21 protein-coding genes are annotated in these 22,741 nt (G+C 58.5%); 12 read left to right on the top strand and 9 right to left on the bottom strand.

Features of this window, described 5'->3' with window-relative positions; translation table 11 throughout:
• Positions 1 to 64 precede the first annotated feature (64 nt).
• The 7 genes from U5J94_RS05285 to U5J94_RS05255 all read left to right on the top strand — a co-directional run bounded on the left by U5J94_RS05285 (position 65) and on the right by U5J94_RS05255 (position 7,344).
• Positions 65 to 1,018, top strand: a complete 954-nt coding sequence (locus U5J94_RS05285; protein ID WP_322564597.1) for an ABC transporter ATP-binding protein — start codon at positions 65 to 67, stop codon at positions 1,016 to 1,018.
• The gene (locus U5J94_RS05280) at positions 1,015 to 1,776 is read left to right on the top strand and encodes an ABC transporter permease subunit (protein WP_322564596.1); all 762 of its coding nucleotides are present in this window, start codon (positions 1,015 to 1,017) and stop codon (positions 1,774 to 1,776) included. Before U5J94_RS05285 ends, U5J94_RS05280 begins: the two co-directional genes overlap by 4 nt.
• A gap of 23 nt (positions 1,777 to 1,799) precedes the next feature.
• Positions 1,800 to 3,179, top strand: coding sequence for a GldG family protein (locus tag U5J94_RS05275; protein WP_322564595.1), 1,380 nt, complete (start codon positions 1,800 to 1,802; stop codon positions 3,177 to 3,179).
• Entirely contained in the window at positions 3,179 to 4,054 is an 876-nt protein-coding gene (locus tag U5J94_RS05270) for a DUF4340 domain-containing protein (protein ID WP_322564594.1), read from the top strand. The genes U5J94_RS05275 and U5J94_RS05270 overlap by 1 nt, the downstream gene beginning before the upstream one ends.
• Before the next feature lie 222 nt (positions 4,055 to 4,276).
• Positions 4,277 to 5,092: a bifunctional DNA-formamidopyrimidine glycosylase/DNA-(apurinic or apyrimidinic site) lyase gene (mutM, locus tag U5J94_RS05265; protein WP_322564593.1), complete on the top strand. Its 816-nt coding sequence runs from the start codon at positions 4,277 to 4,279 to the stop codon at positions 5,090 to 5,092.
• A gap of 218 nt (positions 5,093 to 5,310) precedes the next feature.
• Positions 5,311 to 5,709: a rhodanese-like domain-containing protein gene (locus U5J94_RS05260; protein WP_322564592.1), complete on the top strand. Its 399-nt coding sequence runs from the start codon at positions 5,311 to 5,313 to the stop codon at positions 5,707 to 5,709.
• Between the two features lie 18 nt (positions 5,710 to 5,727).
• Positions 5,728 to 7,344 carry a diguanylate cyclase domain-containing protein gene (locus tag U5J94_RS05255; protein ID WP_322564591.1) on the top strand — a complete coding sequence of 539 codons (1,617 nt, stop codon included), beginning with the start codon at positions 5,728 to 5,730 and terminating at the stop codon, positions 7,342 to 7,344.
• Between the two features lie 14 nt (positions 7,345 to 7,358).
• Here the strand turns inward: U5J94_RS05255 and ggt are convergent, their stop codons facing one another.
• The 6 genes from ggt to U5J94_RS05225 form a co-directional block, all read right to left on the bottom strand.
• Positions 7,359 to 9,053 carry a gamma-glutamyltransferase gene (gene ggt, locus U5J94_RS05250; protein WP_416224154.1) on the bottom strand — a complete coding sequence of 565 codons (1,695 nt, stop codon included), beginning with the start codon at positions 9,051 to 9,053 and terminating at the stop codon, positions 7,359 to 7,361.
• 214 nt (positions 9,054 to 9,267) lie between these two features.
• Positions 9,268 to 9,519 carry a YfhL family 4Fe-4S dicluster ferredoxin gene (locus tag U5J94_RS05245; protein WP_322564589.1) on the bottom strand — a complete coding sequence of 84 codons (252 nt, stop codon included), beginning with the start codon at positions 9,517 to 9,519 and terminating at the stop codon, positions 9,268 to 9,270.
• Between the two features lie 35 nt (positions 9,520 to 9,554).
• Positions 9,555 to 10,034 carry a pantetheine-phosphate adenylyltransferase gene (gene coaD / locus U5J94_RS05240; RefSeq protein ID WP_322564588.1) on the bottom strand — a complete coding sequence of 160 codons (480 nt, stop codon included), beginning with the start codon at positions 10,032 to 10,034 and terminating at the stop codon, positions 9,555 to 9,557.
• A 78-nt stretch (positions 10,035 to 10,112) separates the two neighbouring features.
• Complete coding sequence (gene rsmD, locus U5J94_RS05235; protein WP_322564587.1) at positions 10,113 to 10,682, bottom strand: 16S rRNA (guanine(966)-N(2))-methyltransferase RsmD; 570 nt, start codon at positions 10,680 to 10,682, stop codon at positions 10,113 to 10,115.
• 188 nt (positions 10,683 to 10,870) lie between these two features.
• Entirely contained in the window at positions 10,871 to 12,229 is a 1,359-nt protein-coding gene (locus tag U5J94_RS05230) for a pitrilysin family protein (protein WP_322564586.1), read from the bottom strand.
• Positions 12,230 to 12,257: 28 nt separating this feature from the next.
• Positions 12,258 to 13,616, bottom strand: a complete 1,359-nt coding sequence (locus U5J94_RS05225; RefSeq protein WP_322564585.1) for a pitrilysin family protein — start codon at positions 13,614 to 13,616, stop codon at positions 12,258 to 12,260.
• A 135-nt stretch (positions 13,617 to 13,751) separates the two neighbouring features.
• Here U5J94_RS05225 and ftsY point away from each other — a divergent pair, with 135 nt between their 5' ends.
• The 5 genes from ftsY (at position 13,752) to rpoH (ending at position 19,023) form a co-directional block, all read left to right on the top strand.
• Positions 13,752 to 14,747: a signal recognition particle-docking protein FtsY gene (gene ftsY / locus U5J94_RS05220; RefSeq protein ID WP_322564584.1), complete on the top strand. Its 996-nt coding sequence runs from the start codon at positions 13,752 to 13,754 to the stop codon at positions 14,745 to 14,747.
• A gap of 202 nt (positions 14,748 to 14,949) precedes the next feature.
• Entirely contained in the window at positions 14,950 to 15,621 is a 672-nt protein-coding gene (ftsE, locus tag U5J94_RS05215; protein ID WP_322564583.1) for a cell division ATP-binding protein FtsE, read from the top strand.
• 3 nt (positions 15,622 to 15,624) lie between these two features.
• The gene (gene ftsX / locus U5J94_RS05210; RefSeq protein ID WP_322564582.1) at positions 15,625 to 16,599 is read left to right on the top strand and encodes a permease-like cell division protein FtsX; all 975 of its coding nucleotides are present in this window, start codon (positions 15,625 to 15,627) and stop codon (positions 16,597 to 16,599) included.
• Between the two features lie 101 nt (positions 16,600 to 16,700).
• Entirely contained in the window at positions 16,701 to 18,044 is a 1,344-nt protein-coding gene (locus tag U5J94_RS05205; RefSeq protein WP_322564581.1) for a response regulator, read from the top strand.
• 127 nt (positions 18,045 to 18,171) lie between these two features.
• On the top strand, positions 18,172 to 19,023 hold the full coding sequence (rpoH, locus tag U5J94_RS05200) for an RNA polymerase sigma factor RpoH (protein ID WP_322564580.1): 852 nt from the start codon (positions 18,172 to 18,174) through the stop codon (positions 19,021 to 19,023).
• Between the two features lie 347 nt (positions 19,024 to 19,370).
• Here the strand turns inward: rpoH and U5J94_RS05195 are convergent, their stop codons facing one another.
• The 3 genes from U5J94_RS05195 to U5J94_RS05185 form a co-directional block, all read right to left on the bottom strand.
• Positions 19,371 to 19,571, bottom strand: coding sequence for a hypothetical protein (locus U5J94_RS05195; protein WP_322564579.1), 201 nt, complete (start codon positions 19,569 to 19,571; stop codon positions 19,371 to 19,373).
• Positions 19,572 to 19,991: 420 nt separating this feature from the next.
• Positions 19,992 to 20,195, bottom strand: a complete 204-nt coding sequence (ccoS, locus tag U5J94_RS05190) for a cbb3-type cytochrome oxidase assembly protein CcoS (protein ID WP_322564578.1) — start codon at positions 20,193 to 20,195, stop codon at positions 19,992 to 19,994.
• A 33-nt stretch (positions 20,196 to 20,228) separates the two neighbouring features.
• On the bottom strand, positions 20,229 to 22,730 hold the full coding sequence (locus U5J94_RS05185; RefSeq protein ID WP_322564577.1) for a heavy metal translocating P-type ATPase: 2,502 nt from the start codon (positions 22,728 to 22,730) through the stop codon (positions 20,229 to 20,231).
• Positions 22,731 to 22,741 lie beyond the last annotated feature (11 nt).

The following is a 22,741-nucleotide window of genomic DNA, read 5'->3' as shown; positions in this document are numbered from 1 at the left end:
CGCAGAAGCTTATAATTTCGCCCCGGCATGACATTGATAATAACCACGGCCGCTGTTAACCGACATGCATAATGACAACCTGATCAGCGTGGAACATCTTTCCCGGCGTTATGCCGGTCTGGTTGCCGTCAGGGATGTCAGCTTCGAGCTGCAACGGGGCGAAGTCCTCGGCTTTCTTGGCCCCAATGGTGCCGGCAAGACTACCACCATGCAGATTATTACCGGCAATCTGGCGCCCACCAGCGGTCGCATTCTGATCAACGGCCTCGATCTGCTCGACCGCCCCAGGCAGGCCAAGGGCGAAATCGGTTATCTGCCGGAACAACCGCCGCTGTACCGCGAACTGACCGTGGATGAGTATCTGCGCTTTTGCGCCCGGCTTAATCGTCTGCGGCGAGATACCATCGGCCGGGCCGTCGATCGCGCCAAGCAGCGCTGTGGCCTGGAACAGGTCGGTCGGCGACTGATCAATAATCTCTCCAGGGGGTATCAGCAGCGGGTGGGCATCGCCCAGGCAATTATCCATTCCCCGGCGATCGTGGTCCTGGATGAACCGACCGTGGGGCTGGATCCGATCCAGATCCGCGAAATCCGTGAACTGATCCGGGAGCTGGGCAAAGAACACGGCGTGATTCTCTCCACCCATATTCTGCCCGAAGTGCAAATGACCTGCGATCGGGTGCAGATCATCAATCGCGGCCAGCTGGTATTCAGTGATCATGTCGACAACCTGAATCGTCGTATGCAGTCGACCAGCCTGATCCTCGGGTTGCATCAGCCACCGGCACAACACATCCTGAGCACCCTGCCCGACATTAACGACGTACAGGCACTGGATAACCACCGCTTCCGCCTGCTGTATGCGGCGGAGGCAAACCCGGCCGAGGCGATCGCCCGGCAGGCCGTCGAACAGGGCTGGGGCCTGTTCGAACTGACCCCGGAGCACAAGACGCTGGAACAGATTTTTGTCGAAATCACCAGCTCGGAACAAAGCGACGGGGAGATTGCGGCGGCATGATGGTGCTCACTCTGGCGCAACGCGAACTGCGTACGCTGTTTCTGTCCCCGCTGGCCTGGTCGATTCTGGCGGTGATGCAGTTCATTCTGGCGTATCTGTTTTTGACCTCGCTTAACGATTTCATCACCCTGCAGCCCCGGTTGCAGAACCTGGAATCGCCTCCCGGCGCCACCGAACTGGTGGTCGCCCAGGTCTATGGCAGTGCCGCGTTTATTTTCATGATGGTGGTGCCACTGTTGACCATGCGTATCATCAGCGAAGAGCGCCGCAACCGCAGCATCGCCCTGCTGTTCAGCGCGCCGCTGTCCATGACTGAAATTATTCTCGGCAAGTACCTGGGGCTACTCGGCTTTTTGCTGCTGGCCTGTCTGCTGATCAGCCTGATGCCGCTGTCACTGCTACTGGGCGGTCCGCTTGATCTCGGCCTGTTACTGGCCATGTTCCTCGCCCTGTTCCTGCTGGCAGCCTGCTTTGCCGCCATCGGTCTGTTTCTCTCGACTTTGACCTTGCAACCGACTATTGCCGCCGTCAGCACCTTTGGCGCCCTGTTGCTGCTGTGGATTATTGACTGGGCCGGCGATCAGGGGGGGGATACCGCTGCCAGCGGGCTACTGGAATACATTTCCATACTGCGTCATTTCGAGGCCCTGAGCCGCGGGTTGTTCAGCACTACTGACATACTCTATTTTCTGTTGTTTATTACGGTGTTCCTCGTGCTCAGCATCCGCCGCCTGGATGCGGATCGTCTGCAACACTAGGCCTTTATGGAATTCTGACAACCATGCAAGTCACGCCCAAAAGCCGCTTACAGATTCGCCTGCAGAACATCTTTTTTGTGGTGCTGTTTCTGGCAATCATGACCCTGCTGGCCTGGCTCAGTCTGCATTACAAATACGAAAGCGACTGGACCGCTTCCGGGCGACATACCCTCTCCGAGGCGACGGTAACCCTGCTGGAGCGCATGGAGGGGCCGGTGAAGATCCTCGCTTTCGCGCGCAGCGGTAATCTGGTCTCGACCCGGCGCAATATTGCCGAGATGATCGAACGCTACCGGCAACACAAGGACGATATTCATATTCGCTATATCAACCCGGAAACCGAACCGGACATGACCCGTGAATACGATATCAGTGTCGATGGCGAACTGGTCGTCACCTATAACGATCGCACCGAACACGTTCAGGATCTCAGCGAAGCGGCGCTGACCAATACCCTGCAGCAACTGCTGCGCAGCGGCGAGAAACATATCGTTTTTGTCGCCGGACATGGCGAGCGCAACCCCGAAGGGCGGGCCAACCACGACTACGGCCGCTTTGCCCAACATTTGCGCGACAAGGGGATCAAGAGCAGCACCCTCAGGCTCAGTGACAACCCCGCCATCCCCGCCGACACCGCCGCCCTGGTGATCGCCGGACCGCAACTGGATTACCTGCCCGGTGAAGTCGAGATCATTCGCGACTATGTGCGCAACGGCGGCAACATGCTCTGGCTGCATGATCCCGGCAAGCTGTATGGTCTGCAACCCCTGTTGCAGGAACTCGGCCTGGATTTTGTCCCGGGCACTATCGTTGATCCCTCGACCCAAATGCTCGGCATCAATGATCCGACCTTTACGGTCATCGCCGACTACAGTGCCAGTTCCCACCCGATCACCCGTGATTTTCGGTTCATGACCCTGTTTCCCCGTGCCGCCGCCATCAAGACGTTGCCTGACAGTCGTTTTAAAGCCGAACCGTTTTTACAAACCGTCCCGCGCAGCTGGGTGGAAACCGGCAAACTCGACGGCGTAATCAACTATGACGAAGGCGAAGACACAGCCGGACCATTGCACATCGGCGTCGCGGTGACTCCTGATACGGCGGATGAGGAACAGACCGATCATGATGCTGCCGGACAACGCATCGCAGTGCTGGGTGACGGTGACTTTCTCGCCAATGCCTATCTGGGCAACCAGGGCAACCAGGACCTCGGTTACAACATTATCAACTGGTTGAGTCATGATGACGCCTTTATCGATATCCCCTCGCGCACCGCACCGGATACCGAGCTGACATTGGACTCGCTGACCTGGTCGATCCTCGGCTTGCTGTTCCTGTTCGGACTACCGCTGCTGTTGCTTGGCTATGGTCTGTACATCTGGTGGCAACGACGTAAACCCTGATGCGCTCACGTCTGCTGCTCAATCTGGCCCTGTTACTGGTCGTTCTGATCCTGACGCTGGTGGTGTTCTACACCCCCAGGGAGTCCGGACAGGCCGGGCCACAGCGCCTGACCGACCTGGCCCCCGAGGAAGTCACGCGCATCGACTTGCAGCGCGAGGCGGGTCAGCCGGTCACCCTGTATAAAAAACAGGGCGTCTGGTATATGCAAACACCCTACGCCGCGACGGCCAATGATTACCGGGTTCAGGCCCTGTTGCGTCTGCTCCAGGGTGAATATGCCAGCACCCACGACCTCACGAAGCTTGATCCCGCAGACTACGGGCTCGATCAACCGCGTGCCACGGTGACCTACAACGACACTCTGCGCATCGCCTTTGGCGACACCGAGCCTTTGTCACAGCAGCGTTATATCCGTATGGCGGATCGCCTGTATCTGGTGCCCGACACCCATTACTACCATACTGCCAGCCCGGCCACCGGTTATCTCAGCCATGCCCTGTTGCCGCCGGGCAAGATTACCGGTCTGCAGTTGCCGCAAATGCAACTTGCCCTGCAGGAGGGCCAGTGGCAACTGCAACCGCCACGCGAAGACCGCTCCGCCGATGCCCTGACGGAACTGGTCGCTAACTGGCGCAGTGCCCAGGCCATACGCCTGGAACCGGTCGAAATGGACGAACTCCCTGCTGCGGATATCCGGATCGAACTGGCGGATCGAAAAATGCCCGTCCGTTTCACGCTGCAGGAAAAGGATGGACAGCCCACCCTGCTGCGCCACGATGTGCGCCTGCGTTATGTTATCAACGAGGATATCCGTCAACAGCTGCTGCAACTGCCCGCAGCTATCCCCGAACCCGAATTCAACTCGAATCATTAACCACCAAGCCACAAAGACACCAAGCAAAAAGATGGCAACCAGTAACTGGTCCCGGTAGTCTGCCAGCGTTCTGTCTTTGATGCCACACGACCGGCATGAAAGTTGACCGCTCTATTATAACTCACGTATAGAGCTATATTGTCAGTTAAACAAAAACTTGGTGCCTTTGTGTCTTGGTGGTGAAATAATATAAATTTTACAGACGAACTCTACTGAAGTCCCATGCCTGAACTGCCCGAAGTTGAAACCACCCGCCAGGGCATTGCTCCGCACCTGAAAGGGAGGCGCATACGGGAAGTCATTGTGCGCCAGCGACAATTGCGCTGGCCAATCCCGCGCAACCTCAACGCCTTGTTACAGAACCAGATCATTGAACAGATCGATCGCCGCGGCAAATACCTGTTATTACGAATGACTAAAGGAACACTGATCATGCATCTTGGCATGTCCGGTAGTCTACGGGTTCTGCCGAGTCAAAGCGCCGTCCAAAAACATGATCACCTGGATATTGTGCTTGATGACGGCCAATGTCTGCGCTTGCGCGATCCGCGCCGCTTTGGCGCGGTATTGTGGACTCGCGGAGCCCCCCTGCAACACAAGCTGTTGGCAGCGCTGGGGCCTGAGCCGTTGTCGGACCAATTCGATGCTGACTACCTGTGGCAAAAGTCACACGGCCGCAAGTTGTCGATCAAGGCTTTCATCATGGATAGTAAAGTCGTCACCGGCGTCGGTAATATCTACGCCAATGAAGCCCTCTACCTGGCCGGTATTCACCCCCGGCGCGCGGCCGGACGAATCGCCCGGGCGCGCTATGCGGGTCTGGTCAATGCAATCAAACAGGTTCTCGAGGCAGCGATTCGTCAGGGGGGAACCACACTGCGTGATTTTACCGCCAGTGACGGCAAGCCCGGTTATTTTCGCCAGCAGTTGCACGTCTATGAACGTGAAGATAAACCCTGTCACCAATGCGGTAAGCCGCTTCGGCAGGTGGTAATCAGCCAGCGTGCCAGCTACTATTGCCGATACTGTCAGCGCTGACGCTGTATCAGTATTAACTAATACTGGATTCAGTACACGGCAAGGGAATGCCGCCTTTCCTGAAAATTTCAAGTAACGCCTATCCCTGCCGACATACTTGACATGGTTAAGAGAAATACCGTTGTTATTCTGCCGCGCACGACTAATTAATCTGAAAGACAGGGGTAATTAACAATATGAAAAATCGTTTCCGAGCAGTTTCAGGAGCGAAACTCATCATGCTGTTTTTGCTACTGGGCAACGCCTTTGCCGCAGCCGAAGAGGAAATCGTGGAATCTATCCCCGGTGTTAATAAAGTTAACGCGGAAGAATTGATCAATCTGGTTGGTCAGACACCGAAAATGCTGATTATTGACTCCCGTATTGTCAGCGATCGGGCACACGGGTATATCGAGGGTTCTACCAGCCTGCCGGATATCGAGACCGACTGCGACAGCCTGGCAGAAACCATTCCCGACAAGAGTCACCCGACGCTGTTTTACTGCAACGGTCCCAAGTGCGGGCGTAGTGCCAATGCCGTGCAAATTGCCCGGAACTGCGGCTATACCAACCTGCACTGGTTTTTTGGTGGTTTCGAAGAGTGGCGCGAAAAAAAATATCCCTACATTAAAAAATAAGCCGAGCTTCATCGCGTTATGCCATTCTATGTATCGATCAAAACCAACCTGATACTGACCATTTTGCTGGTTGGTCTCCTGGGTCTGGGGCTGGCCCTGGCCAGCACCAGTGTTTATCGAGATGTCATTCTGGACTACAAGCGCCAGTCGCTTGTCGATATGGTGGAAATTAAAACCCGGGACAAGATGAATCAGCTGGAAGAGTACGCCCGGGATCTGGGCAACAGTCTGAAAACATCGACCACCTTTCGCCAGGCGCTGGATAATGACAACTTCGAAGCATTGCATGGCGTGCTGGAACAACAGTTCCACCAGTACTTCGTTACCGCCAACATCCTGCGCCTTGAACGATTGGTCGTCTTTTCCATCGATTTCGAAACCCTGGCACAATCCAGTGCCGAAAACACCACGCTGGAACACCCCGGCTCGGTATGCCCGGAACTGATTGAGCAGGCCGAACAACGCCGGGGCGCGGCGCGACTGCAGATTCTCGCCACCCTGTGTAACAATGATGGGCATCCCTACTACACTATCCTGTTGCCACTGGGCGGCCTGAATCCCAACGGCTATCTTGAGGTCGTCAGCGCACCAACGCCCAGTCTGAGTCCGATCGAAGACGAGCTGGGTATGCCGGTACAGATCCGGCTACCTGATGGTAACCTCCTGTATCGCTCGCAACAATGGCCCGCATCACGCAACAACGGTCTGATCGCCCGCTACCGCCTGAATACTACCAACCGGCACGAGCCTGCATTATTGATCGAGGTCTATGACGATACCCATCAGATGTATCAGGAACTCCAGTATACGCGTAACATGATTCTGCTACTGTCAGCGATTGTTATCGTGCTGGTGACAGCGGTGGCCCTGTTCCTGCTGCGTCGTACGCTGATTCGCCCCTTGCAAATGCTTAATAGCCACTTGCAACGGTTGCATGGCAATAACAAACTGCTGGGCGAACCGATTGCATCGCGCAGCAATATTATCGAAATCAACCAGCTGATCGATGACTTTAACCTGATGGCCGGTAAACTGCACGATCTTTATGGCCGCCTGGAGCGCATGGCCTACACCGACCCCCTGACCCATCTGCCCAATCGCGGGCTTTTTAATGATTATATCGATTATCTGCTCAACGAATACCGCGATCGCGGACAACGCTTTGCCCTGTTTTTAATTGATCTGGATGAGTTCAAGCTGGTAAATGACAAGTTCGGTCACGAGGCCGGTGATATGCTGCTGTGCGAAATCGCTTCACGTATGGATAACGTTTTGCGCACCCCGACATTGACGGACAACCAGGGCATTTCACTGGCCGATATTACCAGTCATGATCTTCTCGTGCGCCTTGGGGGAGATGAATTCGCCGTGGTTCTGCCTGAGATAGAGAGCATTGAACAGGTCGATGAGATCGCAAAAAAACTGACAGCTGCCATTTGGCCATCGATGGATATTCACAATACCACGGTAACAACCCATCTAAGCATCGGTATTGCTATCTATCCCGACGACGGTAACGGTCGTACCAGCCTGCTGCACCGGGCCGATGTCGCCATGTACCATGCCAAGAACCATAAACTTGATTACTTTTTTTATCATCATCAAATGACCGAGTCCCGGACATCCCGCCGCTAACCTGACGGCTAAAATTACCGGGTAATTGCCAACCCCTCGCCACGCGGATCGCTGGCGGCCTCGATTTGGTTGTTCAACCGATCCCGGATCACCAGCTGCATATTGCCGTAGCGGTTGTGCAGTTCCGTCAGTACATGGCCCCGACCGGCCAGTTCCCGCTGCTGCTCCGACGTCAAAGCCCGCGGTTCATACTGCACCTGATCCGGCAGATATTGATGGTGATAGCGTGGCAGACTGACAATGGTTTGCGCATCATGGCCCTCGACAAAGCCCAGAATCCCGTGCAGCACCATGGTAATGATCCGACTACCGCCTGGCGTGCCGAGAACTGCCAGCCGATCGTCATGCTCCACAAAAGTCGGACTCATGCTCGAGAGCATGCGCTTACCCGGCTCGATGGCATTCGCTTCGGCCCCGACCAGTCCATAGACATTCGGTACACCTGGCTTGGCGGAAAAGTCATCCATCTCGTCATTCAGCAACACGCCGGTTCCCGGCGGCATAAAGCCCGAGCCGAACGGGTAATTAATACTCAGCGTCGCAGCCACGCGGTTCCCTTCGCTATCCAGGATGGAAAAATGCGTCGTATCACGGCCTTCATCACTGTCCGTGACCGGCGGCAACATGCTGCTGTCACTGGCCTGTTCGAGTTCAATGCTTTGCCGCAGGCGGGCGGCGTGCGCCTTGCTGGTCAGGCGTTCAATATTCATCTCGATAAAATCGGGGTCGCCCAGATACTCGGCTCGATCACGATAGGCGCGGCGCATGGCTTCGATGATCAGATGCTTGCGATCGACCGCGGGACGTTGTGCCAGCTCGTAATCTTCAAGAATATTCAACATGGTGACCAGCGCCACCCCACCGGACGAGGGGGGTGCGGCGGAAATGATCCGGTAATTGCCGTAGGTGCCGGTGATCGGCTCGCGCTCCACGACTTGATAACTGCTCAAATCCTCGCGGGTCCAGATACCGCCTGCGGCACGGGTTTCTCCGACCAGTCGCGCCGCCAGTCTGCCACGATAAAAACCGTCGGCACCCTCGCGAGCCAGTTGTTCAAGCGTCGCAGCCAGATCCGGTTGCCGGATCAGATGCTCTAATGGCGGCACGTCATTGTCCAGCAAAAAAACTTTCGCCGCCGCCGGTGAGCGGCGCAACACCTCCAGACGAAAACGGGCCATGCGTTGATAATGGGGTGTCACGGCAAACCCGTCACGCGCGACGCGAATTGCCGGCGCCAGCGATTCGGATAACGACAATCGACCGTATTCCTTTGCCAGATGCGCCAGGGCCGCCGGCTCACCGGGAATGCCCGCGGCCAGGGGGCCGTTCACCGACAAACCGTCGATCACCTCTCCCTGCTTATCCAGGTACATATCACGGTGGGCCAGAAGCGGCGCTTTCTCGCGACCATCGATCATCACGTTTCGGCCCGTATCAGCCTCATGCAATAACCAGAAACCGCCGCCGCCGAGCCCGGAGCTGTAGGGCTCGACCACCGCCAACGTCGCACTGACCGCAACCGCCGCATCAAACACATTACCGCCGGCATCCAGAATTCCCAGCCCCGCTTCAGTCGCCACAGGGTGGGCTGAGGCCACCGCCGTATCCGGGGTCGGCCTGTCACAGGCGGTTAATAACGTGCCAATTACTAACAAAATGCAAAGTCGAACGATTCTCATGACCTCTCCCATTGGTTGCGACAACCCCATCACGTTACGAAGGCAAACAAGCCAAACGCTTATTCGCCAGAATTGCAGATGCAAAACAGTCTGAAACAATTGTAAGTCTATCCGGGTCGACTTGCGTGCATTGGCGGACTGGTTATCAGCACAGTTATTCCCGAACTGAGGTTATTTTCCCTTTCTGTCGTGCACAAAAAAACCCCTCAACAGGGGCTTTTTATACATCAATGATCCGGTGCCTTCAGGCCGGGGCGGTCAATTTCTCGTATTTGGCCTGCAGCTGCTCCCTGGTCTCTTCATTATCCGGATCGACGATAATGCAATCAACCGGGCAGACTTCAATACACTGGGGCTCATCAAAGTGTCCGACGCACTCGGTACACAGATTCAGATCGATCTCGTAGATCTCATCACCCTGATAGATGGCTGTATTCGGACACTCCGGTTCACACACATCGCAGTTGATGCATTCATCGGTAATCAGTAGGGACATGCCGAACTCCAAATCAATCCTGAAGAGTGAAAATTTTATCGCATTCGCCGTGTCAATGCAGCCACAACTTTCTCGTGGACAAACGGCGACACATCCCCACCCAGTCTCGCGACTTCTCGTACCAGGCTGGAGGAGATATAGGAATACTCCTCGGCCGGCGTCATAAAGACCGTTTCGATATTCGCCGCCAGATGCCGGTTCATGCTGGCCAGCTGAAATTCGTATTCAAAGTCGGAGACCGCGCGCAGGCCACGAATGATCACCGTGGCATTTTGTTGCCGCATAAAATCGACCAGCAACGTATCAAATCCGCAGACTGTCACATTGTCGTCCGGCTGCAATACTTCGTTGGCCAGGGCAATACGCTCCTCCAGTGAAAACGTCGGTTGCTTGCCGGTGCCGCCGGCGGCAATGGCAACGATAACCCTGTCAAACAGACGACTGGCACGTTGCACCAGATCGCTGTGACCATTGGTCACCGGATCGAAGGTACCCGGATAGATGGCAATACGCATAAACTGTCCCCGAATTTTTATCTCTTAGTGTAGCGGTTCGTCCACGTCGCGACCATACCCTGCAATCAAGCAGGCGAATCAGGCAGGTTGCAGACGTCGGGCAAGCAGATAAGCCACCTGCCCAGCCTGTTTGTCACGCTGCAATTGCCAGTTGGCCGGTAACGACGGCGCCGGCCCATGGCTGTCATGTTCAAAGTAGATCCAGGCATCGGTTGTCAGCCAGCCACCCGCCTCCAGTTGATTGAAACAGGCCTCCAGCACCGCGGACTGATATGGCGGATCAAGAAAAACCACCTCGCACGCTTCGCCGGGTCGTTGCAGATAACGCAGTACCTCCGACTGGTATACCGCCATCTGTGTCGCTTGTAGCAGGCGTACATTCTGCTGCAACTGTGACACCACGCGTGGATGACTGTCCACCAGCGTGACCCGCGCTGCACCCCGCGAAGCCGCTTCAAAACCGAGCGCGCCACTGCCAGCGAAAAGATCCAGCACCCGGGCGCCCTGAATTACCTGGGCCAGCCAGTTGAACAACGTTTCCCTGACCCGCTCCGGTGTCGGTCGCAGAGCGGGCGCGGGGAAAAACCCCAGCTTGCGGCCACGCCACTGCCCACCGATGATCCGAAACTGGTTACGCTGTCCCGCCATGATCAAACCCGGTTCGTCATTCGAAGTTATTTATTTCATTTGCGTTCGTTGGTGTGTTTAGCGGACTTTGTTAATTCAGTCAGGTAGAGGTGCACTACCTGACCTGCACAAGAGATGGGTAAAAGGCGCAAGACAACATTAATTATCCTCTGCGACCTCTGTGTTCTCTGTGGTTCAAAGCTTTTATATTATTCAGCCTGCTTGCCGACGGTGACGGTGAGCAGTTTTTCAGGGTCGATGCGGCGCTGGAAGGCATCGCGAATATCGGCCGCGCTCACGGCTTCGACATTCTCATTAAACGTATCCAGGTAGTCGTGCGGTAACCCGTAGAACTCGATCATGGCCAGGTACTCAACGATATCCTTGTTACTGTCGATACGCAGCGGAAAACCACCGGTGATATTCTTCTTTGCGTGCGCCAGTTCATCCTTGGTGGGCCCCTGATCAATAAATTTCACCAGTACCTCCTGCAGCAACGCCAGCGCCTGTTGTGCCTGTTCGTTACTGGTTTGCAGTCCCATGATAAACGCACCGTTAACACGCTGAGGGACAAAATAGCTGTAGCTACTGTAGGCCAGGCCCCGATCTTCACGAATGGTCTCCACGATCCGTGAGCCAAATCCGCTGCCGCCCAGAATGTGATTACCGACATAGAGGCTGAAATAATCGCGATCGCCACGTCGCATCCCCGGTTGGCCGACCAGGATATGGGTTTGCGCTGACGGATGGGCGTGATCAACCCGGTTCGCCTCCGACAAGGCTTCCACTTCCGGCAGAGACGGCGCCGGCTCACCGGGATTCAGTTTTGCCGTGACCTGCTCGGCCAGCTCTTTGGCCTGCTGACGATCCAGTTGCCCGACGATCGCCACTACCGCATTGTTGGCCACCATATATTGTTGATAAAACGTCTGCAGATCGCCACGCTGCATCGCCTTGACACTTTCCTCCTCGCCGCTTACCGGTGTCGCATAGGGATGCTTGCCGAACAGATTCTTATAAAACAGATCCTTGGCGAGATCGCCGGGAGACTGCTTCTTGTTTTGCAGACTGACCAGGGTGTTACGCCGCACCCGATTAAACGAATCGTTCGGGAAGGTCGGCTCCCCCAGGATACTGGCGAAGGTGCTGAGCGCCTGCTCACGCAACGGTTTATCCACCAGCGTGCGCAAACTGAACGCCGCCATATCCCGCTTGACCGATGCACTGTAACTGGCACCGATATCATCAAAGCGTCGTGCCAGCTCATCGGCATCCCGATCACCGGCCCCTTCATCGAGCATGCCGGCGGTAATCTTCGCCAGACCGGGTAAGTTCCCATCGCGGGCACTGCCGGCATCGAACACCACCCGCACATCAACCATCGGCAACTCCGGCGCCGGCACAAAAACGACACGTGTGCCGTTGTCGGTTTTCCAGCTCTGGATCGCCAGGCCCGACGAACTGTCAGTGGCCTCGAACTCTGTCGGGTTCTCCAGCCTGGCAAGCGCAAACGTCAAAACCACGATCACAATGACGGCGGTGGTAATTTTCCAGTTCAGTCGTTTCATGGGATTCATCATTCTTTTGGCTTATTCTTCAGTGCGAACGAGTCGGCGGCGGTGTTGCAGCGGACAACGAACTATTGAGAGGTAACGGTTCAAGCACCGCGACAGTACGGTTGTCAGCACGCAGGTATTTGCGCGCGACCTTGCGAATCTGCTCCGGCGTCACCGCGTTGATCTTCTCCCGATACTGCTCCATGGTTTGCCAGCCGAGTCCAACGGTCTCCAGAATCCCCATCTGCATGGCCTGATAAAACATGGAATCCTTCTCGTAAACATCACTGGCGACAACCTGGGCCTTGATCCGGTCCAGTTCCCCTTCGCTGACCAGTTCGTTTTTAAGGGTTTCGATCTCGGCCAGCAGCGCCTGCTCCAGCGATTCGATGTCATGATCGCGCGCGGGCGTCCCACTGAGCTGGAACAGCTGGCCCTGCCGGGCGTAGAGGTCGTAACCGGCATCGGCGCCGGCGGCGATCTGCTGGCCACGCACCAGCTTCGACGGCAATCGGGCACTGCGTGAACCGCTCAGTACTCCGGCCATCACTTCCAGCGCGTAGGCCTCCCACTCCGCCTCCACTTTATTGAGCACCGGGACATGGTAACCCAGCATCAGATACGGCAGTTCCGCAGGTACCCGCACCGTGATCCGACGCTCGCCGTTTTGTGTCGGTTCAACACGCGGCTTGATGGCCGGCGGCTCGACAGTCGGAATCTGGCCGAAGTGTTGTTTCGCCAGCGCATGCACCCGGTCCGGCTCGACATCGCCCACCACCACCAGCGTGGCGTTATTCGGTGCGTACCAGTGACGATACCACTGACGCAGATCCGCTACGGCGAGATTTTCCAGATCGTTCATCCAGCCGATGGTCGGATGGCGATAGGGACTGGTCATAAATGCAGCGGCATTGTACTGCTCATAGGTCAGGGCGCGGGGATTATCTTCGGTACGCAGCTTGCGCTCCTCGATGACGACCTGGCGTTCCTTGTCGAACTCCTCTTTTGGCAGGGTCAGGTTGCGCATCCGATCGGCTTCCAGCTCGAAGCTGACGGCCAAACGGCTTTTTTCCAGTTGCTGGAAATAGGCGGTAAAATCCTTGCTGGTAAAGGCGTTCTCGCGACCGCCGTTTTCCGCGATGATACGGGAAAACTCGCCGGGCCCGTGCTTTTCAGTGCCCTTGAACATCATGTGTTCCAGCAGATGGGAGACACCGGTAATCCCGTTGTGTTCGTAACTGGCGCCGACCTTGTACCAGATTTGCGAGACCACCACCGGTGCCCGGTGGTCCTCGCGGACCAGCAATTTCATCCCGTTGTCCAGATTATACTCATGAACCTGGGCCAATGCCGGCGCAACAAAGGCGCCCAGCATGAACAGCATCAGTAAACGTCGCATTGATTTATTTGGCCTGTATGACGTGTTATTAACTTACTCAAAACAGCGAGCGGTGGTAGGATAGTGCGCCTGAAACCCAGGAACAACCGATTCCGCCGCATTTCGTTTTTTACAATTACTACGACCCTATATTCGATGTTTGGTTTCCGCAAATCCAGAACTGACTCGCAAGATGAGGCGCCCGCCTCGCCGGGCCTGTTTGTCCGCCTGAAACAGGGCCTTTCGCGCACCCGTTACGGGCTGAGTGACGGGCTGGCGCAGCTGGCCCTGGGCAAAAAGCAGATTGACGACGAACTGCTCGAAGAGATCGAGACCCTGTTGCTCAGCGCCGATGTGGGCGTCGAGGCGACCCGGCGGATCATCGATGATCTGACCGCCCAGGTCTCGCGCAAGGCGCTGCAGGACAGCGACGCCCTGCTGGACGCCCTGCAACAGAACATGCAGCAGATCCTCGCCCCCTGCGAGGCCCCGCTGACCATCGACACCACCTGCCGGCCGTTTGTGATCCTGATGGTCGGCATCAATGGGGCCGGCAAAACCACCACCATCGGCAAACTGGCCCGGCAACTGCAGCAACAGGGTCACTCGGTCATGCTGGCCGCCGGCGACACCTTCCGCGCCGCCGCCATCGAGCAATTGCAAACCTGGGGCGAGCGCAACGACATTCCGGTCATCGCTCAGCAACACGGTGCCGACAGTGCCTCGGTCATTTATGATGCCATGGCCGCCGCCCGCTCGCGGGGCATTGACGTGCTGATTGCCGACACCGCCGGACGCCTGCACACCCAGGCCAACCTGATGGACGAGCTGAAAAAGGTCAAACGGGTGATGACCAAGCTGGACCCGGCCGCGCCCCACGAAGTGATGCTGGTGGTGGATGCCGGCACCGGGCAGAACGCCCTGGTCCAGGCCGAGCAATTCCATAACGCCGTAGGTCTGAGCGGCATTACCCTGACCAAACTCGACGGCACCGCCAAGGGCGGGGTAATCTTCGCCATCGCCCAGAAACTGGGCATACCGATCCGCTTTATCGGCGTCGGCGAGAGCATCGAGGACCTGCGCCCGTTCCACGCCGGCGAATTCGTCCAGGCCCTGCTGGGCAGCGACGCCGACGAGATACAAGAGCAATAATAAATTAAGCGGCAATCAGTGAATACGTGACCGTGTCAGACAAACAAGGCGAGACGAAACGTTACGCTTTAAGTACTTGATGTAAAGGGGAAACCGGGGTGAATCTGAATCAACCACCGAAGACACTGAAACCGGCTTTGACCGGAAAACTTGCGGGCTTTCCTCGTCCCTCGCCCCTCGTCCCTCGTTCCTGTTATTGCTGATGATTCGCTTTACCTCGGCCAGCAAACGCTACCCGGGCGGCTATGAAGCCCTGACCAATGTGAGCTTTCACATGCCCCCCGGACAGATGGCCTTTTTGACCGGTCATTCGGGCGCCGGCAAGAGTACTCTGCTCAAACTCATCGCCCTGCTGGAGCGCCCCAGTCGCGGCCAGGTGTTGATCAACAACCAGAACCTGGCGCGCATCGGCCGCCGCCGCATTCCCTATTTCCGGCGCAATATCGGCATTATCTTCCAGGACCACCAGCTGCTGTTCGATCGCACCGTGTTCGACAATGTGGCCCTGCCGCTGATCATCGCCGGCCAGCCGCAGCGCGAAATTGGCCGCCGGGTGCGCGCCGCGCTGGACAAGGTGGGCCTGCTGGGCAAGGAGAAGGCCTATCCGATCACCCTCTCAGGCGGCGAGCAGCAGCGGGTCGGCATCGCCCGGGCGGTGGTCAACAAACCGCCGCTGCTGCTGGCCGACGAGCCGACCGGTAACCTGGACCCGAAGCTCTCCGCCGAAATCATGGGTATTTTCGAGGATTTCAGCCAGGTGGGGGTCACCGTGCTGGTGGCCAGCCACGATCTGGCCCTGATCTCGGGTTTGCCCTACCGCCGCCTGACCCTGGAACAGGGCCGGTTGAACGCCGACAGCGATCCGAGCGAGTAAGCCATGCGCCGCGAACGTCCCGCCAAACCCACCGCGAACCGCCGCCCCGCACTGTTGGCGCGCCCCGGCATCCATCTGTTGCGCCATTTGCAGGTGTTTTTCTATACCCTCGGCCAGCTCAGCCGACAACCGACGTCGTTGCTGATGACCGCAGCGGTCATCGGCATCGCTCTGGCCCTGCCTACAGGACTGCATGTGGTGCTCAAAAGCGCCCAGCAACTGAGCGGCGGCTGGGACGAGGCCAGCCAGATATCCCTGTTCCTGCAGCGCGGCACCTCCGAGGGCGAGGCCCGGCGGCTGGTCAATCAGCTCGAGCAGCGCCCGAAGATCCGCCAGGTCAGCTATATTTCGTCCGAGCAGGCCCTGGCCGAATTCCAGCGCCTCTCCGGCTTTGGTGACGCCCTCAACGCCCTTGAGGAGAACCCCCTGCCGGCGGTGGTGGTCGTCCAGCCGCACCTGCAACAGAGCGACCCGGCGAGTACCGAGGCACTGCTGGCCGAGTTGCGCGAGGATCCCCGGATCGACCTGGCCCGGCTCGATGTGCAGTGGGTCAAACGCCTCTACGCCATCATGGATATCCTGCGTCAGGGCGTCTATGTGCTGGCCAGTTTGCTGGCGCTGGCGGTGCTGCTGGTGGTGGGCAACACCATTCGTCTGGCGATTCAGAACCGCCGCGACGAGATCGTGATCATCAAGCTGATCGGCGGCACCGACGCCTTCATTCGCCGACCGTTTCTCTATACCGGCTTCTGGTATGGCCTGTTCGGCGGGATCATCGCCTGGCTGCTGGTGACGATCTCCCTGTGGGTGCTCAACGGGCCGGTGGAAAAGCTGGCCGGCCTTTACCAGAACAGTTTCGCGCTGAGCGGTCTGAATACCCAAACCACTGTCACCCTGCTAGTATCGGGCGTTCTGCTCGGTCTGGCGGGTTCCTGGATTGCCGTAGGGCGGCATTTGCGCGATATCGAACCCGGCTGAGCGCCATTTATAATAAATAAACCCTGAATTCGTTACAGATTGCACCGTGGCTGTCGATACAAACAGTAGCACGGCAAAATGTGATACCGAATAACAAACCCATGTCAGACACGCTTACCCGCATTATGGTGGTCGACGGCTCGTCCGTATCACGGGCAATTCTCGCCCGGATTTTGCGCAGCGAAATCGAGAACGTCGAAGTCATCACCTGTGAATCAGGTCATGATGCCGTCGCGCAGCTGAAGAACCAGCATTTCGATCTGGTAACCACGGCCCTGCTGCTTTCGGACATGGACGGGCTGGCGCTGAGCCGCGCCATCCGCGACACCAAACGCCACCACTATACCCCGGTGATCGTGGTCTCCGGTGACGCCGATATCCGCCTGCTCAAGGAAGGGTTCGAGTCCGGGGTAACCGACTATTTCGACAAATCCAACGGCTACAAGGCATTTGGTGATTTCATCAAATCCTTCATCCAGCGCAATACCGGGCTGGTGGGCCACATCCTCTATGTGGAAGACAGTCGCACTGCCGCGGCGGTGACCCGCAAGATCCTCGAAAAACACGGCCTCAAGGTGACCCTGACCGATAATGCCGAACAGGCCATCGTGCTACTCGACAATCAGGGCAGGGGAGACGATTTCGACATGGTCATCACCGACTTTTTTCTCGAGGGGGCGCTGACGGGCGGGGATCTGCTGCACGCCATCCGCGCCCGCCTGCACCTCTCCCAACAGGAGTTGCCGGTCCTGGTGCTGACCGGCTCCGACGACAAGCAGAAACAGGTCGAGGTCTTCCACGCCGGCGGCAACGACTTTGTCGGCAAGCCGTTGATCGAGGAGGTCCTGATCGCCCGGGTCCGTTCCCTGCTGTTGATCAAGCATCAGTACGACGCACTCAAACAGCAGGCCGAAGCCATGCGCTGGATCGCCGCCACCGACAGCCTGACCGGCGTGCGCAGCAAGCGCTATCTGGTGGATAACGGCGAAAGCTACATCCGCGATCCCGCGCATCAACCGGTCTGGGCCATGCTGATCGATATCGACCACTTTAAAACGACCAATGACACGCTGGGGCACATTACCGGCGATCATGTCCTGGCCGAGCTGGGTGAAACCCTCAATCAGTGGTTCCCGAACGACATGGTGGTGCGCTTTGGCGGCGAGGAGTTCTGCGTACTGGTCAAACAACACTCGGCGGACGCCATGCTGGAACGCGCCGAGCTGCTGCGTCAGCACATCCAGCAGCTGCGACCGGCCGGGGTCGACACCACCGTCAGCCTCGGCCTGGCCAGCACCGAGGATCACCCCGATGCCCATCTGAACGACTTCCTGAGCAAGGCCGACGAGGCCCTCTACCACTCCAAGGAACGGGGCCGCAACCGCGCCAGCATCTTCACCAGCGAGGGACCGCAGGAGTCGCCGTGGAACTATTCCAACGAATGAGCGGTCTTAATCGGTTGAAATCTCAATGTTTTCCGGCTATATATTAGCGGGAACTAATGGATGATCTGGCACTCTAAGTTTGTGAGTGCTAGGATTGAACGACATGATGAGCGAGGATACACATATTATGAGTAAGGGTCTACAACTGCAACTGGCCGTGCCGACCGGCAACCTGGAATCCTACATCCAGGCAACGCGCAGTATTCCGATGCTTTCCGCGGAGGAAGAGACCTCACTGGCCCGCCGCTGGCAGGAACAGCAGGAGCTGGACGCCGCGCAACAGCTGGTGCTCTCGCATCTGCGCTTCGTGGTCCATATCGCCCGCAGCTACAGCGGCTACGGCCTGCCCCAGGCGGACCTGATCCAGGAGGGCAATATCGGCCTGATGAAGGCGGTCAAACGCTTCGATCCGAATGTCGGCGTGCGGCTGGTCTCCTTTGCGGTCTACTGGATCCGCGCCGAGATCCACGAATACATCCTGCGCAACTGGCGCATCGTCAAGGTCGCCACCACCAAGGCCCAGCGTAAGCTGTTCTTCAACCTGCGCAGCGCCAAGCAGCGTCTGGGCTGGTTCAACCAGGACGAAGTCGAATCGGTCGCCGAGGATCTGGGCGTGACCACCAGGGACGTGCGCGAGATGGAATCGCGCATGAGCGGTCAGGACGTCGGTTTTGATCAGCCCGATGATGACGATGACGATCGCCCCAACCTGTCACCGGTCGGCTTTCTGGAAGATATGAGCCACGAGCCTTCGCAGGTAGTGGAAGATCAGCAGTGGGAGGCGCATAACAAACAGCAGTTGCTGGGCGCCCTGCAGGATCTCGACGATCGCAGCCGCGACATCATCACCCGCCGCTGGTTGAGCGACCACAAATCCACGCTGCATGATCTGGCCGATACCTACAACATCTCGGCCGAACGGATCCGTCAGCTCGAATCCAACGCCATGAAGAAATTGCGTGGTGCGTTGGCCGCTTAAACTGGACGACCTGCATCAATAAAAAGGCCTCCACTGTGAGGCCTTTTTTGTTTCCGTACCCGGTGGTTTCTCTCATATGCTCCGGGAATAACGCGGAGGACGCAAAGTCGCAGAGGCGCGGAGAATAAAATAATACCAATGTGAAAAAGAGTTATGTCACAAAATAATAACCCTCTTCCTTATGCCTGAGGCCACAAAAGATCTTCGCTGCATCTTTCTTTGCGTCCTCCGCGTAAATTATCAGCCCTGCGGGGTGCATACTACGCACCGTCAACTAGCACGAATAGAACGACTGCACTGACATACAATTCATTTCTCCGCGCCTCTGCGCCTCCGCGTCCTCTGCGTTAACTTCCAGAGCCTCCGGGAATTGACTCCGGCTTATCAGGCACGTTGTCAGATTCGTAGTCACTGCCCAGATCGATACCCAGCTCTTGTGCCACCGCCTGCCAGTAGGGTTCGATCTCGCAGGAGCAGCAATCACACCACACCGCGATACCCTCGTGCATGCTGATGGACGAACGGGATTGCGCTTGCTTGTCGGCCATAAAACACCTCCGCGATTGCCAACACGTGTTCAGCGTCCCCTGCTAACAAGCGTAGACCTCCCCGGGCGGATTTTCGAGAAGCTTGATTATTGCGCGAACCCATGGCAGCCGGAGCACTGCATGACAGCGCGCCAAAGACGCACCACGGAAGGAATCACGCCACCGACGTATAACAGAAAGGATTTGAGTCTCCTTGCCGGACAGGGCGATCGACCCGCCTCTGCGGCAAAGGATCGGAAAGGCATTCAGCCGCCAATCAGGACCGTCAGCAAACTGAACCAGGCAATAGCGATCAGCGCGACCACGATCACCATGGGTAAATTCTGGAAGGTGAACATCTCTTTCATCGGGTTCTCCAAAAAGGCGTCATCGTTAATAAGTAAATTCTAATAAAGCCGGGGCCGCGCATCAAGTCGGTTTCTATTCGTCTTTATCCTGATCCCCGCGGGATTCGGGCTCCTCCCGCCGGCTGGGAATACGCGGATCGTCATCATCCATCAATATCCGGTGGGCGGGTCCCTCCAGATCGTCAAACTGGCCACTGCGCACCGCCCACACCAGCGCGCCGATGGCCACGGCCATAACGATCACGGCGATGGGGATGAGCAGATAGAGAATTTCCATGCTGAGAACTCCTGTCTTCCGGCGCTGGCCGGTTCAGCCGGGTTTGACATCATTATCCGCCACCTCGCCCGGCGGCTGAACCCCGAGGCGGCGCCGGGCCGCCGGTGCCGGCGACGCCTCGCCATTATGGCGAAGCAGCCGCAAGGCGTTGAGCACCACCAGCAGCGAACTCAGGGACATGCCCAGCGCGGCGAGCCAGGGGGTAAGCAGGCCGGCGGCCGCGACCGGCAGCGCCACCAGATTGTAGCCCAGCGCCCAGCCGATGTTCTGGTGAATAATACGCCGGGTCGCTCGCGCCTGAACCACGGCATCCAGCAAGGGACTCAGCCGGTTGGCCTGGAGGATCATATCGGCACTGTTGCGCGCCAGCTCGACCCCGCTGGCCATGGCGATGGAGACATGGGCCTGGGAGAGCACCGGGGCGTCATTCACGCCGTCGCCGACCATGGCCACGGTGCGCCCCTGCGCCTGCAGCTCGCGCAAACCGGCCAGCTTGTCCGCCGGCAGCAGCCCGCCCCGGACCTGTGCAATCCCGAGCTGTTCGGCCACCCGCTGTACCGTGGCCGGCTCGTCGCCGGAAAACAGCTGCACCTCGATCCCCTGCTCGATCAGCCCCGCCACGGTCTGCGCCGCCTCGGGACGCAATTGATCGCTCAGCGTCAGCGCCGCCAACAGCCCCTTGGCCGAGCCCAGATAAACGGCACTCTGGCCCGGCACCGCTTGTGGCACAGGACCCGCACCGCTGAGCTCGCGCACAAAGTCCAGATTGCCGAGCCGATAGGCGATGCCATCGATCTCGCCGGCGACGCCGCGCCCGGGCGTCGCCTGCAACTGCTCGACCGGCACGGTTTGGGGCGCCTCGGCGACAATCGCCTTTGCCAACGGATGTTCCGATCCCTGCTCCAGCGCCGCGGCCAGCACATGGCAGCGCGCCGCCGGCAGCGTGCCCAGCGGCATCACCTGCTCCAGTCGCAGTTCGCCCTGGGTGAGGGTCCCGGTCTTGTCGAAAACCAGGGTATCGATCCGCGCCAGGGTCTCCAGGGCATGCCCGCGGGTAGTGATCACCCCCCGCCGGGTCAGCTGGCCGGTACTGGCAGTCATCGCCACCGGGGTGGCCAGCGCCAGGGCGCAGGGGCAGCTGACCACCAGCACCGCCACCGCCACCCAGAAGGCGCGCATAGGCTCGATCTGCCACCAGACCAGCGCCGCGCCCGCCGCCAGCAGCAACACGCCCAGCACGAACCAGCCGGTGCCCCTCTCGGCCAGCCGGGCAATCCGCGGTTTCTCGCTCTGGGCCCGGTCCAGCAGGCGCTGGATCCCCGAGAGGACCGTGTCCTGACCGACCTGCGTCACCCGCATCTCCAGCGGGCTCTCGACGTTGACCGCGCCGCCGATCAGGGCCTCGCCGGTACGCCGGGCGCGGGGCAGACTTTCGCCGGTCAGCAGCGACTCATCCACGCTCGAGATGCCGCGAAGGATCTCGCCATCGGCCGGCACCGTCTCGCCCGGGCGAATCCGCACCCGATCCCCGGGGACCAGCTCGGCCACCCCGACCCGGCATTCACTGCCATCCGCCTCCAGGCGGGTTGCCAGCGCCGGCAACAGGGTGGCGAGGGATTCCACCGCCGCGCTGGCGCGCTGGCGCGCCCCCATTTCCAGAAACCGCCCCAGAAGCAAAAAGAAGACGAACATGGTGGCCGATTCAAAATAGACCTCCCCGCTGCGGCTGACGGTGGCGATCAGACTCGCCAGATAGGTCCCGCTCACGGCCAGTGCCACCGGCACATCCATGCCCAGCCGACGCTGGCGCAGATCGCGCCAGGCGCCGCTGAAAAACGGCCACCCCGAGTACCAGACCACCGGCGTGGCAATCACCAGGCTGACCCAGCGCAAAAAGTGCATCATCTCGGGGCTCATGCCCTGGTCCTCACCGGCGTAAAGCGCCACGGCCAGCATCATCACCTGCATCATGCCCAGCCCGGCCACGGCGAGCCGGCGCAGGGCGCGCCCCCGCTCGCGCTGGTGCACCCTGGCCTGATGCTGGGGATCATAGGGGTGGGCCAGATAGCCGATGGCGCTGATCGCCTTGAGGATGTCACTGAGATGGATCTGGCGCTCATCCCAGCGCACCCGGGCGCGCTGGGTACTGTAGTTGACGGAAAACTCCAGCACCCCCGGCAAGCGGCCGACATGGCGCTCGCTCAACCAGACACAGGCGGCGCAGGTGATCCCCTCGAGGATCAGCGCCGCTTCGCGCTCCTCGGGTTCGCCACTGACAAAACGCTGTTGCACCTCGGGCCGGTCATACAGATCCAGCGTCTCCAGCACATCCGGGACCAGTTGGGAGGGATTGGGGGCGTTGTCGGTGCGATAGCGGTAAAAGTCGGCCAGACCCGCCTCGACAATGGCGTTGGCCACCGCCTCGCAACCGGGGCAACACATGGGCCGTGCCTGCCCGTCGATGACAGCCTGATAGTGACTGCCTGGAGGAACCGGCTGCCCGCAGTGAAAACAGCTGTGTTGCTGCTCAACCATAAGCGGGCGAC

Origin of the sequence: Thiohalophilus sp., from assembly GCF_034522235.1 — a bacterium.
In the GTDB taxonomy this organism is placed as follows: domain Bacteria; phylum Pseudomonadota; class Gammaproteobacteria; order UBA6429; family Thiohalophilaceae; genus Thiohalophilus.
The sequence above is the reverse complement of the archived record's forward strand: the minus strand, read 5'-3'. Positions and strand labels throughout refer to the sequence as shown.